The organism is Enterococcus sp. HMSC076E04 (assembly GCF_001814285.1).
Taxonomy (GTDB): domain Bacteria; phylum Bacillota; class Bacilli; order Lactobacillales; family Enterococcaceae; genus Enterococcus_B; species Enterococcus_B lactis.
In genome coordinates, this window is sequence record NZ_KV815559.1 from 45,117 (window position 1) to 59,561 (window position 14,445).

The 14,445-nt window shown below is 38.9% G+C and carries 8 protein-coding genes, 2 pseudogenes, 1 riboswitch and 2 other annotated features; of the genes and pseudogenes, 1 reads left to right on the top strand and 9 read right to left on the bottom strand.

Going from position 1 to position 14,445, the window contains the following annotated elements; translation table 11 throughout:
- Nucleotides 1-81: 81 nt before the first annotated feature.
- The 7 genes and pseudogenes from nhaC to mgtA all read right to left on the bottom strand — a co-directional run bounded on the left by nhaC (nt 82) and on the right by mgtA (nt 9,827).
- Complete coding sequence (gene nhaC, locus HMPREF2961_RS00825) at nt 82-1,500, bottom strand: Na+/H+ antiporter NhaC (RefSeq protein WP_070703744.1); 1,419 nt, start codon at nt 1,498-1,500, stop codon at nt 82-84.
- Between the two features lie 403 nt (nt 1,501-1,903).
- On the bottom strand, nt 1,904-3,127 hold the full coding sequence (locus HMPREF2961_RS00830) for a M20 family metallopeptidase (protein WP_070703746.1): 1,224 nt from the start codon (nt 3,125-3,127) through the stop codon (nt 1,904-1,906).
- 31 nt (nt 3,128-3,158) lie between these two features.
- The gene (locus tag HMPREF2961_RS00835) at nt 3,159-3,998 is read right to left on the bottom strand and encodes a MetQ/NlpA family ABC transporter substrate-binding protein (protein WP_070703748.1); all 840 of its coding nucleotides are present in this window, start codon (nt 3,996-3,998) and stop codon (nt 3,159-3,161) included.
- 16 nt (nt 3,999-4,014) lie between these two features.
- Entirely contained in the window at nt 4,015-4,695 is a 681-nt protein-coding gene (locus HMPREF2961_RS00840; RefSeq protein ID WP_070703750.1) for a methionine ABC transporter permease, read from the bottom strand.
- A 1-nt stretch (nt 4,696) separates the two neighbouring features.
- Nucleotides 4,697-5,770: a methionine ABC transporter ATP-binding protein gene (locus tag HMPREF2961_RS00845; protein ID WP_070703752.1), complete on the bottom strand. Its 1,074-nt coding sequence runs from the start codon at nt 5,768-5,770 to the stop codon at nt 4,697-4,699.
- A gap of 58 nt (nt 5,771-5,828) precedes the next feature.
- Nucleotides 5,829-6,067 (bottom strand) — a binding site (T-box leader).
- 42 nt (nt 6,068-6,109) lie between these two features.
- Nucleotides 6,110-6,343 (bottom strand) — a binding site (T-box leader).
- Between the two features lie 76 nt (nt 6,344-6,419).
- Nucleotides 6,420-7,091: pseudogene (locus HMPREF2961_RS00850) on the bottom strand (HAD family hydrolase).
- A gap of 87 nt (nt 7,092-7,178) precedes the next feature.
- Nucleotides 7,179-9,827, bottom strand: a complete 2,649-nt coding sequence (gene mgtA, locus HMPREF2961_RS00855) for a magnesium-translocating P-type ATPase (protein WP_070703754.1) — start codon at nt 9,825-9,827, stop codon at nt 7,179-7,181.
- A 341-nt stretch (nt 9,828-10,168) separates the two neighbouring features.
- A riboswitch (M-box (ykoK) riboswitch) is annotated at nt 10,169-10,343 on the bottom strand.
- Nucleotides 10,344-10,514: 171 nt separating this feature from the next.
- On the opposite strand from mgtA, the gene ndk reads away from it, so the two are divergent.
- A complete protein-coding gene (ndk, locus tag HMPREF2961_RS00860) occupies nt 10,515-10,952 on the top strand; it encodes a nucleoside-diphosphate kinase (protein ID WP_024634952.1) in 438 nt (145 codons plus the stop codon).
- Between the two features lie 21 nt (nt 10,953-10,973).
- Here ndk and HMPREF2961_RS00865 read toward each other — a convergent pair.
- Nucleotides 10,974-11,839, bottom strand: a pseudogene (locus HMPREF2961_RS00865) (helix-turn-helix domain-containing protein).
- Nucleotides 11,840-12,057: 218 nt separating this feature from the next.
- Nucleotides 12,058-14,151, bottom strand: a complete 2,094-nt coding sequence (locus HMPREF2961_RS00870; RefSeq protein ID WP_024634950.1) for an LTA synthase family protein — start codon at nt 14,149-14,151, stop codon at nt 12,058-12,060.
- Nucleotides 14,152-14,445 lie beyond the last annotated feature (294 nt).

Sequence of the window (14,445 nt, forward strand, 5' to 3'; positions counted from 1 at the left end):
ACCGAGAAACTGGCTTTTGAACACCGTTTATTCGTAAAAGGGAGTGTGACAAGACTTTTGTCACACTCCCTTTTTCCGTTTTTATTGTTCTAATTGCGCTGTCTTGCTTACTGCTTCTTGCGGTTTCACAAATTTCTTTGAGATCCCCCAACCTGTAAAGGCACTGACCATCGAAAACACAGGTGAAAGCAAACTGAAAAACACGAATGGCAAGTAAGTGAGTGTAGGAATGCCAAATGTACTTGCTACGAAACTTCCGGCGATTCCCCAAGGCACTAAGTAATTGATCACTGTTCCACCATCTTCTAGTGTTCTCCCTAATACAGTTGGATCAAAGCCTGCTTTTTCGTAAGTTTCTTTAAATGCATTACCAGGCAGGATAACAGATAGAAATTGTTCTCCAATAAAGATATTTACTCCGATGCTTGTCATCAATGTTGTAAAAATCAATTTTGGGGTGTTCGTCATCTTTCTTGATACTCGTTCCATAACGGTTGAGATCAACCCAAATTCGATCAACAAACCACCTAATGACAATGTTAGAATAATCAATGACACAGTTGGCATCATACTTTCGATTCCTCCACGGCTAAGCAGTGAATCGATTTGTTGGTTTCTAGTATTTGAAACAAATCCAGATTCGATGACCCCTGCCAACTTTGTTAAGGAAGTTTGTGGGTTTTGAATAAAGATCATTCCTACTGCTACAGCGATATTCAACAAAATCGTCAAAATTGCCGGCACCTTTTTCCATGCACACAAGAGCATTAAAAATAGAGGAATCAGTGACCAGATCGAAATAGTAAAGTTTGCTTCTAGAATATCGGTCACTTCACGAATAGATGAAAGACTTGCGGCTTTACTTGTGTGTCCTAAAATCATGAATAAAAAGAAAGAAACAACAAATGCCGGAACAGTCGACCACATCATATGCTTGATGTGTTTGAACAAATCGGCATCAACAATAGCTGCTGCTAAATTTGTTGATTCGGATAATGGAGACATCTTGTCTCCAAAAACGGCACCTGAAACAATGGCTCCAACTACAAGGGCTGGATTTAGTCCTAGTGTTGTCCCAATACCGAAAAATGCAATCCCAATCGTTGACATAACCGTAAAGGCACTCCCTACAGCGCTACCTACGATTGCACAAACAACAAATACAGAAGGGACGAACCACTGGACACTGATCAATTTAAATCCAATGACCATGAGGGTTGGAATAATTCCTGCTTGTATCCATACAGCAATCAATGAACCGACTAAAATAAAAATAAAGATTGGAATGATCCCCGATTTGATGCCATTGATGATCCCTTCGTGCAGCCAATCTGTCGGGAATTTTTTTATCACTGCGTACAACATGACCATTCCGATAGCTGCCAAAATCGTGATATTAGGCGAAACCTTTAATCCGACAACGCCAATCGCAATGCCTAAAACAATGACCATTAATACAAGTGTTGCTTCTAAAAAACTTGGTGTTCCTTTTTTTTCCATGATAATCTCTCCTTTTTTAGTTGTTCTTATGTTCTAAAAAAGTTAAGATATCGGATTACTCCGCCACAATTCATCCGCGATTCCTCCTTTATAAAAATAAAAAGACCTGCTTTCAACTAAGGACGAATGACTCCGCGGTACCACCTTAATTAAAAACAGATCTGTTTTTCACTTTCAAACGATTATTCAAATGTATGGACTTTCCATGTAATTCGTCAATTAGGCTTGATCGATTCGCAGCGACCACCGACTTTCTGAACAAAACACCTAACCGCTACTGCGTGAAAAGTTGACTTGTATGAAGTTTACCTTCCATAAGATCATTTGTCAATGAAAAAGAAAATATTTTTTCATTTTTCTGAAAATTATTTTTATCACTTTCACGCACAACTTTATCTTTTTACTAGAAAGTAGCGCCCTCTTGTTTTTTTCTTGCTACTGTTTCTTGATGTTCTTGTTTGATTTTTTCTAATAGCTTGGGTTCTCTCAATAAATCTAGAGCTGTATTGGCAAGTAATTCCGCTGCAATCGCAATAGAAGCAAGTCCTTTTTCACTTTTAGCAGCAGCTTTGAATTCTTCTGTATGTCCGGCAATGTATGTCTCAGAGATTGCTACAGTAGGCTGTATCGTTGGAATGACTTGGCTGACATTTCCTACATCAGAAGAACCTAGACTTGTTCTTTGTTCCGTTTCTATTTCTTCATCAGGAACACCTGCTTCTTTTGCATGTTGGAAGAATAAGTCATCGAAAGAAGGCGTGACGATGACATCATCGACTGCATTTTGGAACAATCCAAACTCAAAAGTCGTACCCGTGCTTAATGCAGCACCTCGTACGATATTTTCCACTTTTTCATATACTCTGTCTAATGTTTGTCGATTTCCTGCACGTAAATAGAAACGTCCAGCAGCGTAGTCTGGTATGACGTTGGCCGCCACGCCTCCATCTGTAATGATTCCATGGATATTGACATCTTTTGGCAATTGCAAGCGTAGAGCGTTGATTCCGTTAAACACTTGGATCAAGGCTTCCAAAGCATTTACTCCTTTTTCAGGTGCTGCTGCTGCATGAGAAGCGACACCGTAAAATTTGATATCAACTGGATCATTTGCTAAAGATTCTGTCGTTTTCCCATAACGAAAAGCTGGATGGACACATAATGCTGCATCGACATCCTCAAAAAAACCTTCCCGAACGAAGCTGCCCTTAGCTGATCCATTTTCGCCTCCTTCTTCCCCTGGAGTACCATACACACGGATTTCTCCGCCAATCTCATCAATGAATTGTTTCACTATGCTGGCTGCTAATACGGAGTAAGTACCAAATAAATTATGTCCGCATGCATGACCAATACCTGGTAAAGCATCAAATTCTGCCAAAAAGGCAATTGTCGGACCTGGTTTATTGGAAATATAACGTGCATCAAAGCCTGTTCGGTGCCCAGCTACTTCTTTTTCTACCCAGAACCCTTCTTTTTCCAATTGTTTGATTAAAGCTGCTGAGGAATAAAATTCATAATTACTTACTTCAGGATGGTCGTGAATAGCTAGTGCAAGTGCTTGATATTCTGGTAAACGGTATTGGATCAGATCTTTCAATTGATTTGTTGAGAGTGTGGTTGTCATAAAAATTTCCTCCTATGCTAGTCGTTTTTTCTTATTTTCTCCCGAATGTTTCCCACGCAGGTACGCTTGAACCTTTTGATGTTTTTTCGATTACTTTGGCTGTTTCTTCTGTTTGATAGGCATCTACTATTTTTTGATACGTTTTATTGTCTTCATCTTCTTTTCTTGCAACGATGATATTGACATAAGGACGTGCATGGTCATCGACTGGTTCTAAGAAGATTGCATCAGAAGCGGGATTAAATCCAGCATCTACAGCTACACCGCTATTGATGACTGAAATGTCTACATCCGACAAAGCACGTGCTGTTTGGGAAGCATCTAACTCAGAAATGTCTAGATTTTTTTTATTCTCGGTAATATCAGAAACGGTAGGCGCTTGGCCTTTTGCCTTGTCCACTTTGATCAATCCAGCAGTTTGCAATAACAGAAGAGCTCTGCCGCCATTCGTGACATCATTAGGGATGGCAACTTTCGCTCCATCTTTGATATCAGCCACATCTTTTAACGTATTGGAATAAATTCCCAACGGTGCATTAACCGTATTCCCAATCGATACTAAATCAGTTCCGTGTTCTTCATTGTAATTGTCTAAAAAGAATTGATGTTGGAAGGAGTTCAAATCGATCGATCCATCTGCTAAAGCCGCATTTGGCTGATTGTAATCTGTAAATTTCACATATTCCAAATGGATGTTTTCCTTTTTCAAACGCTCTTTCACATCGTCCCATACATCTGTATCTTCCCCAATGATCCCTAGTTTTACGGTCGTTTCTTTTTTGTCAGTTGTAGCTACTTTTCCTTGGCTGCACCCTACCAACCAAATAATTGCTACAAATGTAATGACTGCAAAACGAATAATTTTTTTCATTTTTTCTCCTCCACTTTCAATGTGTGATTTTTTTAATCAGTTGATTACTGATAAATTGACTCAAAAAAACTAAGACCAGAATCAATAATGTAGCGACAATCGTTACATCTGTTTGGAATCGATTATATCCTCTCGATATAGCAAGATTCCCTAATCCGCCGGCACCTACTGCTCCGGCCATGGTAGTCAGTCCGATCACATTGATAATCGTCAACGCTGAGACCCGAATGATACCGGGTAACCCATCTAACAAATAAACACGTAAAATGATGCCGATTGGGCTCGTGCCCATCGCTTCTGCTGCTTCGATCACCCCAGGATCAACTTCTAGCAGTGCATTCTCGATTTGACGGGCAAAAAACGGGACAACACCAAAAATCAAAGGGACTAAAGCTGCTTTGGCACCGATCGTCGTTCCAACTAAGAAACGAGTAGTCAAAGCTAAAAGGGAAAGCAAGATAATAAAAGGGATGGAACGAATGATATTGATCAACTTATCAAGTATTTCGAACAGCAGCCTGTTAGCTAGTAATCCATTTGGACGCGTCACTACTAACGTCACACCTAGGATGATTCCGATAATCCCACCAATGAATGCCGTCCAAAAAGACATATATAGTGTTTGCTTTGTCGCTTCGATGAATTCATCCGGAATCAAATAGACATTCGGCAAATATGTTTTAAAAAATTCAGTCATTTTAGCTTCCTCCTTCTATGACTTTGATACGGTTATCTAATTCGTTTTTTTGTAAAATAGTTACTTTTACACCAGATTTGATCAAATAATCCAATGCTTTTTGCCGCTGTTTGGTTTCTCCAGCTAAAGTAACGATCAAACTTCCTAAGGGTGTTTCTTGTAATAGCTCTACATTACCGTATAAGATATTCGCTGTTACTTGGTACTTGCTGTAAAGATGAGCGATTAGAGGTTCGTTCGTCTGGTTGCCGATATAACTTAATTCCACCAACCATTTATTTGCAATCTGATCGGCAAAAGCAGCATGGGCACTGATTGTTTCCAATGCTTGGTCAAGGTGTGTCGCTGTCCGAATAAAATCTTTAGTCAATTCTTCTTCAGGATGACTGAAAATCTGGATGCTGCTGCCTTTTTCAATGATTTTCCCAGCTTCCATAACCGCCACCTTGTTGCAGATTTCTTTGACAACTTGCATCTCGTGAGTAATCAGGACGATCGTTAGACCTAGTTGACGATTTAGTTTTTTTAACAGCGCAAGGATCTGAAGGGTCGTTTTCGGATCAAGTGCACTAGTTGCTTCATCGCATAACAACACTTTAGGTTCATTTGCCAGAGCTCGTGCGATTGCCACTCGTTGTTTTTGTCCCCCCGACAGTTGTTTAGGATACGCAGATGCTTTTTCTTCCAGACCGACAAGTTCCAGTAGTTCATTCACTTTTTGACGACGTTCCTGTTTTGATTTTCCAGAATACTTTAGAGAAAAATCTACGTTGTCAAAAATCGTTCGACTTTCCATTAGATTGAAATGCTGAAAGATCATACCGATGGCCTTTCTTTCTTTTCGCAATTCTTTTGGAGAGAGCTGGCTTAAATTCGTCTGGTTGACGATGACTTCTCCTGCTGTTGGTTTCTGCAACAAATTCATCACGCGGACTAACGTACTCTTTCCTGCACCTGAGTAACCGACGATCCCATAAACATCCCCTTTTTCAATCGTTAAATCTACAGAATCTACTGCCTGTATCTCTTTTTCTTTTTGTTTGAAACATACAGAAACATCTCGCAATTCAATCATTAACATTCCTCCTTGTCTATAAAAAAAGCATCCTCAAGAAAATGAAAATAGTCATTTTCTTGAGGACGCCTTTTTGCGTGTTACCACCTCATGTTCAAGCTGTGTTCACACACAACTCCTCTTCAAGTACCATCATACTCTAGCAAGATATCGGTCGCAGCCGTCACCGCCTTACATCTATGCTCGGGATGAATTGCTCGATGGCCATTTTCCAATAGTCGTTCCTTGCTTCTTCTCAGCTACCGAAGCTCTCTGTCAAAGGTTCTTCTATCGTACTTACCATTTCAATGCAAATAATATTCAAAAAAAAAATCCTTTTACTAACATAAACTATGTCAGTAAAAGGACGACGTATCGTGGTACCACCTTTTTTCGGAAGTTTTCTTCCCTCAAGCCCAACATCTCAAAAAGAGAGATTGGCGTTCGTTTTAACGGTCGAACATTTCCGAATTTGCCTACTTATCGACAAATTATTCTCCAAGGCCATTTTCAGCTTTTCTTACTTGACTCTTCACACCAGCCAGAGCCTCTCTGCAAAGTTTCCAAACTTACTTTCCTTCTCAACGAAATCAATATTTTGTTGTTGGGAATAATCTACAGGAGGAAAACTGAAAAGTCAAGCATGAAATTCAAATTATTTTTTCTATATTTATTTTTCTGTTTTTTTATCTAACATTTCAATAACAGTTCGAAGATCTTTCCCTTCCGCAAGAAGGTTCAATTTTTCCTTCTCTTCGACGCTATAATTTCGAACAAAACTGGAATCGGGTATCAAAACAACGCCTAGTCCAGCACGTGAAGCGGCTGTCGCTCCTACTAAAGAATCTTCCACTGCAAAAGCTGAAGGAGCTTCTAATCCTGTTCGTTCCAAAGCTGTCAGATAAGGGACCGGTGAAGGCTTGTTCTCCGATACTTCATCTCCGAACGTAAACGTATCAAAGTAATCGGCTAATTGAAAGTGATCCAAGATATCTGTTGCTCTTTTCGTAACAGTTGTTGTAGCAATCCCTAGTTTCATATGACGTTCTTTTAAGTCTGTCAATATTTCTTTTGCGTAGGGTTTCAATTGGATAGCTCCACTTGTCAGCTGTTGATAAAAATATTCTTCACGCTTTGCTCGGACTTCCTGCACTTTTTCAGGACTGCCTGCTACCTGCACTAAAATATCAAAACTTTATTTCCAGTTTTTTCCGCCCCAAGCGTCAACGATTTCTTTCGGGATATGAATATCAAATTGCTGGAATCCCCAAAGCCAACCATCCCGATACGTTCTTTCCGTATCCACTAACAAACCATCTAAATCAAATATTGCACCTTTCATCTATACATTAATCCTTTCCAAAACAATACACCTAGTTTAGCATGATTGATCCAAAATGAACAGAAGCATAGAGCCCAGCCGCATCACTTATAAGAGTTCTTGGAATCGACGGATATAGATTTTCTTCACAGCTGTCACAAGCGCCAGATAAGCGACGACTGTTACAAGCAGCCATAACCAGTAATTGCCAGGGAGCGGCATCAAGCCTAACTCAGCACCAAATCCTGTGAATGGAAGGACTGAACCGACAATGATTCCTAATGTAGTGATAACCAGCATGGCAAATGTTGCATTGCTTTGGATAAATGGTATTTTCGGTGTACGCAATGCATGGAGCACTAATGTTTGTGTCCACAGGGATTCGACGAACCATCCTGCATGGAATAATGCGATAAAAATCACTTGTTGTGAGCTATCCAATGTATGGAAACTTCCACCAACTACAGCAGGACAAATAACAAAATACATCAACAAGTAAGTAGTGATATCAAAAATCGAACTTGTTGGACCAAAATAAACCATGAATTTTCCAATACTAGATGCATTCCATTTCTTTGGCTCATCCAAATATTCTTTATCCATCCGATCCCATGGTAAGGAAATGCAAGAAACGTCATAGATCAGATTCAAAAATAGAAGTTGCAAAGGCAACATTGGTAAAAATGGTAAGAACGTACTGGCAATCAGTACGGAAAACATATTGCCAAAATTAGAACTTGCTGTAGCCTTGATATATTTCATGATGTTTCCAAAAGTTTCTCGTCCAGAAAGAAGGCCTCTTTCCAAAATCGTCAAATCTTTTTCTAAAAGGATCACGTCTGCTGATTCTTTTGCGATATCCACAGCTGTATCCACGGAAATACCGATATCAGCCACTTTCATTGCTGGAGCATCATTGATACCATCTCCTAAAAATCCGACAGTATGACCATTTTTACGTAAAGCTGTCGTCAATCGTGCTTTTTGCTGAGGATTCAATTTTACGAATACTTCATGGTCTTCAGCTACTTGCGCTAATTCATGATCATTCATTTCCGAGATTTTCTCACCAGTAATCAATTCATTGATTTCTAGGTCTACTTGACGGCACACAGACCGTGTGACTAATTCATTGTCCCCAGTCAGAACTTTTACAGCTACACCATGTTCTTTTAAAGCTTTCAACGCTTGTTTTGTTGTTTCTTTTGGTGGATCAAGGAAAGCAAGATAACCAATCAGAACCATGTCTGACTCATCTTTGACTGAAAATTCTCCAACAACGCTTGGATTGGTCTTTTGTGCGACACCAATCACTCGCAAGCCGTCTTCATTAAGTGATTGTACTTTTGCAAGCACCGCTTCTTTTCGTTCTTTTGTTAATGGTGCGACAATACCACCAAGATCAATAAATTTAGAAATGTTCAACATTTCTTCAATCGCGCCTTTTGTGATCATCTGTGTTTTGCCAGCTGGATCAGCGACCACAACACTCATACGGCGACGTTCAAAATCAAAAGGAATTTCATCTACTTTTTGATAATTGATCGTATCTGTATCTAAAGTTTCTGCTGCTTCATCAATGATAGCCACATCTAACAAATTTTTCAGCCCTGTTTGATAGTAGCTGTTTAGATAAGCATGGCGCAAAACACGATCATCTTCATTTCCTTCACAATCCATATGATATTCAAGAATGATTTTGTCTTGTGTCAATGTTCCCGTTTTATCCGTACATAACACATCGATCGCACCAAAATTCTGGATAGCATTTAAATTTTTGATGACTGTTCCTTTTTTGGCCATCACACTTGCTCCTTTGACCAAATTCGTCGTAACGATCATTGGAAGCATTTCAGGCGTTAAACCAACTGCTACAGATAATCCAAAAAGAAAAGCTTCTAACCAATCTCCTTTTGTAAGCCCATTGATAACGATAACTGCTGGAGCCATCAATGACATAAATTTGATCAGCAGCATGGATGTTTTGTGGATGCCTAATTCAAAACTTGATTGGATGGGTTTTTCAGATAGCGTTTCTGCTACATGCCCAAATAGTGTGTCATTTCCGACAGAAACAATGATTCCTTCCGCGCTTCCACTGATGACATTGCTTCCCATAAAGACAAGATTTTCATAACTTGTTTCGCTTTGCTGATCGTCTTCACATACTTTCGCATGCTTTTCTACTGGATAGCTTTCCCCTGTCAGTGCTGCTTGGGAAATGAATAGATCCTTTGCGGACAATAAACGCATATCCGCTGGTATCATATCTCCTGCTGAAAGCCGCACAAGATCTCCGCAGACAATTTCTTCCATAGGAATCTCAGTATACTCGCCATTTCGTTTGACAGCTGCCGTTACTTTCACAAGTGATTTCAGTTTTTCAGCTGCTTGATTAGAACGCACAGACTGGATCAACGTCATCGTCCCACTGACAATAACCATAGTGAAGATAATGGCTACACCGAAGAGATCTTTATCTCCTGGGGCGGCTAATACGTATTCCGTAATGAATGAAATAATTCCTAATGCAATCAACACTAATGTAAAGGGTGTGATGTATGCTTTCAATATTTCTATAATGAATGGTGTTTTTTTGCCATATGAAATCGCATTTTCACCATAAGTTTCTCTTGAACGCTCGATTTGTTCTTCTGACAATCCATTTGCTGATGCATGGAACAATTCAAATAATTCTTGCTTCGTTTTTCCAGCAAAAGCTGCATAGATTTTTTGTGTATCTTTCTTTTTTTCCATCTCAATCTCTCCTTTGTGTCCAAAAGACAGCTGTTTTCGCTGTTTCTGGTCTTTTGCTATTTATCGGATCGATAGAGAAAATGCTGAAAGGGGCTGAGAACAGATAGATAATAGCCCTGGCCTTTCCTCTAAATCCTTGTTTTTCGAATGACTGTCATCCATTTGTTCTCATCTCCTTTACTAAGTAATTTTAATTCATGACTTCCAATCATTTTTCGAATTGTTATTTTCCCAACTCGCTCACCTCCCTTTTTGTTTTTTCACCGATGGGATTTGCGGCAACAAAAAAACCTCTCGCCAAATACTCAGCGAAAGGTTTGAAAAAGCAAATCAAAAAAGCTTCTCAGATCTCATCGTTGAGTTTTGACACTGTACAACGTAAAAAGCAGATATCTGCTTTTAGCTACCTTATGAAAAGCCTTATCTCGACAATTCCTGTTCTACCCATTGGCGTCTCTCGACGTTTTTGGGCAGTAGCCTATGTTTGTATAGGAGCCTCACCTAACAAATCCTATTCGGTTTTCCTTCGTTAATATAACAACTAAAAAAGAGGATGTCAAATCAATTTTCCATGTTTTTCATACTTTTTTAAAATACACGCGTTATATTTCCGTCTCACGCAGTTTTATTTGTCTCATTTTCCACCTCCCGCTATAATAGAATTATAGTAGGAAACGAGGTGCTGTTATGGAACGAACACTTGTTATTATCAAGCCAGACGGCGTAAGACGCCATTTGGTCGGAAGCATCATCCAACGTTTTGAAGCAAAGGGACTGGCCATTGCTGAAATGAAATTTGCAACGATGACACCTGAACTAGCAAAAGAGCATTATCAGCACTTGACTGAACGCAGTTTTTTTGATGAACTGATCGATTACATGACTTCTGGTCCGGTCGTTTATCTTGTGCTGGTCGGCGAGGAAGTGATCGATATCGTCCGTAAGATGGTCGGAGCAACAAAAGCGGCTGATGCCGTTCCAGGTACGATCCGAGGAGATTATGCACTGCCGGGGACTGAAAACATCATCCATGCTTCTGATTCCCGTGATGCTGCAACAAAAGAGATCGCCCGCTTTTTCCCACCATTCGATACAAACAAACCGGCTGAAAAAGCGGCGAAGTGATACAAATCCTAAACTGTTGGTCTAACTGCTGGATTTAGCAATGGCCAGCAGTTTTTTCTCTAAAGAATTCCTTTGATTCTTCCCTAATGTATATTCGATCACTGTGAAAAACTCTTGGTAGTCTTCCGATTTTTCTTCCCCTAAAGCAGCGGAAATCAGTCGTTGGTAATAGTCCGCCATCAATGTTTCATAAATCACTGTACTTCTTTCTTTATGCGCTAAACTCCGTTTCATATCTTCATTCACGCTACGTGCCTTTTTTAAGCGACCATTTTCTATATAAAACAAAGTCAGATTCGTCAAAAAAGTAAAAAGATACTGCTCGTGATTATTCAGTTGCGCGATCCGTCGCATTCTTTTTTTGATTTTCAAATAATTATTCTCAATAAACCGATCACTGAATATCCAAGGAAAATCAGCTAGAATAGATACTTCAAATTGACCATACTCTGGTACTTGATCAAATATTCTTCAATGATACGACATTCATAACGCAAAAATTCGAATTCCGTCTCAGATACTTCTGTTTTTTTGGACATGTGCAGATTCAAAACCAAATAGTACAGATCTTCTGTTTTCTTATAGTGCCTGCGGTTATTAGCAATTTCTTTGTAAGGATCAAAGCTGTCTTCTTGAATCCGATCTAGCATTCGTCTTTTTTTCTTTAATTTTTTTGGCTCATCAAGCTGATTTCGTATCCATTCATATTCGGCAAGTGTCATGTTCATTCGCTCTAAAAATGATTTCAATGTTCCAAACGATACTTTTTTCACTGAATTCGTCTCGATCCCGACTAGCGAAGTTTTAGAACAGATTCCTTCCGCTAATTGGGACTGCGTCAGCTTTTTGTTGACTCGAAGCTTCTTGATCAATTCTCCATCATACATAATAGTTCTCCTTTTTTAATTGAAATTAACCCTTGGCTTTTCCAGAATGCTTGCCAATAAGAGGAATGATTATTTCAATTTAAATTTTCCGCATTCAATAAATAGATACGTTAAAAATAAAAAATACACGAAAAAAATAAAAAAATGTTTTTCTCATAAAAAATACCAACCTTCAAGCATGAGACTGCTGTCTAATCCCTGAAGGTTGGTTTGATTGTTTATTGATTATTTTTTTGCTGCTCCGCATTGGTTCCTGTTACTGGATATAGGTTAGTCGTTGTTTTATTGCCGTTTTTTGAAAAGACACTGGTCGAATGTTCACCTTTTTGCTTTTCGATTGCTTCATTACGTTCCGCTTCGTTTTTATAATCATATTTTTTCGGATCAATCGTCTCAAATCCGTTTGGCACATAAAACCGCAAGAGATTTTCCTGATTCAGCTTATCTGAAAGACTTAACGCAGTCTTGACTTTTTCCTGATCTTTGGAGATTTCCTCGTCGATTCCTGCTGCTTTCGTATCGATGATTTCTCCTGTCTGATTATTGTAAGCTTTTCCTCCTAAGACGGTATATTTGGGTGTCACGAAGTTCCCATTTCGAAAAGCAACTACTTGATCGTGCTGAGAAGATAATAAGTCTGTACCAAAATGAAGATAATCTTTATCATCGATTCCCAATAGATGTAGTAATGTCGGCAAAACATCGATTTCTCCACCGTATTCATGATTGACTGTCCCTTTAGTGTAACCAGGCATATGGATCATCAATGGCACTCGTTGCATCTGTGCGTTGTCAAATTCATCCCATGTATCTGGATCTTTACCAAGAGCACTTGCTAAATCTTTATTATCTGTATTCGAGATCCCAAAATGATCTCCGTAAATCACAAAGATTGAATTTTGGTAAATACCAGATTTTTTCAAATACGTAAAAAATTGTTCCAATGATTGATCCAGATAATGGGCCGTTCGAACATAATTATCTACTGTGCTATTGCCAGTATTCAAAGATGGAAAGTCGAAATTCTTGTCATCCGTATAATAAGGCGTGTGGTTGGTTACGGAAAGAAATTTCGTGTAAAACGGCTGTTGTAGATGTTCAAGATATTGAGCAGATTCTCTGAATAAATCTTTATCTAATATCCCATAACCTAACGTTTCGTCGGATTCATCAAAATAAGATCGATCAAAGAAATTGTCATACCCTAAATTTTTATATACATGATCTCTATTCCAGAAACTAGCTACATTCCCATGGAAAACAGCACTTGTATAGCCTTCTGTTTGTCCAAGGATCGCTGGTGCTGCTTGAAAGACATTATCTGACCCAAGTTCTGTGAATAATGAGCCTTGAGGTAAACCAAATGTGCCAGTTTCCAACATGTTTTCAGCATCACTTGTCTTTCCCTGTCCTACTTCATGAAAGAAATTGTCAAAGCTGATCGTTGCTTGATTCTGGAAAATACTATTTAAAAACGGCGTGACTTCTTGTCCGTCTACCTTCATATTGATCAAAAACTGTTGAAAACTTTCTAAATGAAGGACAATCACATTTTTTCCTTTAGCGAGCCCAAATGTTTCAGGATTTGGCTCTGCATAATGTTTCTTTGTATAGTCTAAAACTTCATCAATTCCATTACTGCTTGCATGCGCGCGAACACTGCTGGTCATTCCTGTTTTGATCCCGTCATAAATAGTGTACGCATCGATTCCTAGATATTTGACAATATAGGAACGGTCAAATGTCCGCTGCAGTAATTGTGGACGGTTGGCTTCGCTCAACGCTAGATTTCCTGAAAAAATCAATCCTGAAAGACAGGTAACCGCGATAGCCATCGGTTTGCTGACAGGGTTGCTTTTGATAGGTATTTTCTTGACCTTCAACCAAACCAGTAGCCCAATGAACACAGCGATATCCAACCAGTAGATGACATCATGGGGTTTCATCAAAGAAAAGGAGCTTCCTGACAACCCTTGCGACACTTTCGAAAAGCCTAATACAGATTTGACTGTAATGAAATCTGTGAATTCTCGATAAAAAATAATATTCAAGTACAACAAAAGCGTATTTAAAATATCAATGATCAAAAGAATGGCTAACGCTGGCTTTGGCTTTTTAATATACAAAGAAAGGCCAAAAAACAATAAGGTAGTCGCAATCGGGTTGATCCACAAGATAAAGTACTGGATCGTACCTTCCACACCTAATGAAAAATCTGCATAGTAAGCAATGATCGTCTTCAGCCAAAAAAAGAAAACAGCTGTCAAAACGATTGCTAAACGATTTTGGCACAATTTTTTAAGTTGTGTCACGTATATCACTTCTCTCTATTCACATTTTTTCTTATTTTGCTCCTGAAAAATGAAAATTTCCTAAAAAAATTGTTATCTTAAGATTTTTTTATTCTTTCTAAAGATTATTCCGTTCATTTTTCACAGCATAAAACCGCTGTGATGTAAGCGATTAAACGAATGAAGAGATAAAAGTCTTGTGGTGACCGCTTCACTCCACGGTATTCAAAAGTAGTTTCTCGGTATTCGTACAAAAAAAAAGAGGCTGAGACAAAATTCTTGTCGCAGCTCCTTATTTCTTGATGCAGGACAGCT

What these genes read in the sequence shown, in the direction of transcription:
- ndk (WP_024634952.1), top strand. Translation starts at nt 10,515, where the DNA reads ATGGAACGAACACTTGTTATTATCAAGCCAGACGGCGTAAGACGCCAT.
- HMPREF2961_RS00830 (WP_070703746.1), bottom strand. Translation starts at nt 3,127, where the DNA reads ATGACAACCACACTCTCAACAAATCAATTGAAAGATCTGATCCAATAC.
- nhaC (WP_070703744.1), bottom strand. Translation starts at nt 1,500, where the DNA reads ATGGAAAAAAAAGGAACACCAAGTTTTTTAGAAGCAACACTTGTATTA.
- HMPREF2961_RS00845 (WP_070703752.1), bottom strand. Translation starts at nt 5,770, where the DNA reads ATGATTGAATTGCGAGATGTTTCTGTATGTTTCAAACAAAAAGAAAAA.
- HMPREF2961_RS00835 (WP_070703748.1), bottom strand. Translation starts at nt 3,998, where the DNA reads ATGAAAAAAATTATTCGTTTTGCAGTCATTACATTTGTAGCAATTATT.
- HMPREF2961_RS00840 (WP_070703750.1), bottom strand. Translation starts at nt 4,695, where the DNA reads ATGACTGAATTTTTTAAAACATATTTGCCGAATGTCTATTTGATTCCG.
- mgtA (WP_070703754.1), bottom strand. Translation starts at nt 9,827, where the DNA reads ATGGAAAAAAAGAAAGATACACAAAAAATCTATGCAGCTTTTGCTGGA.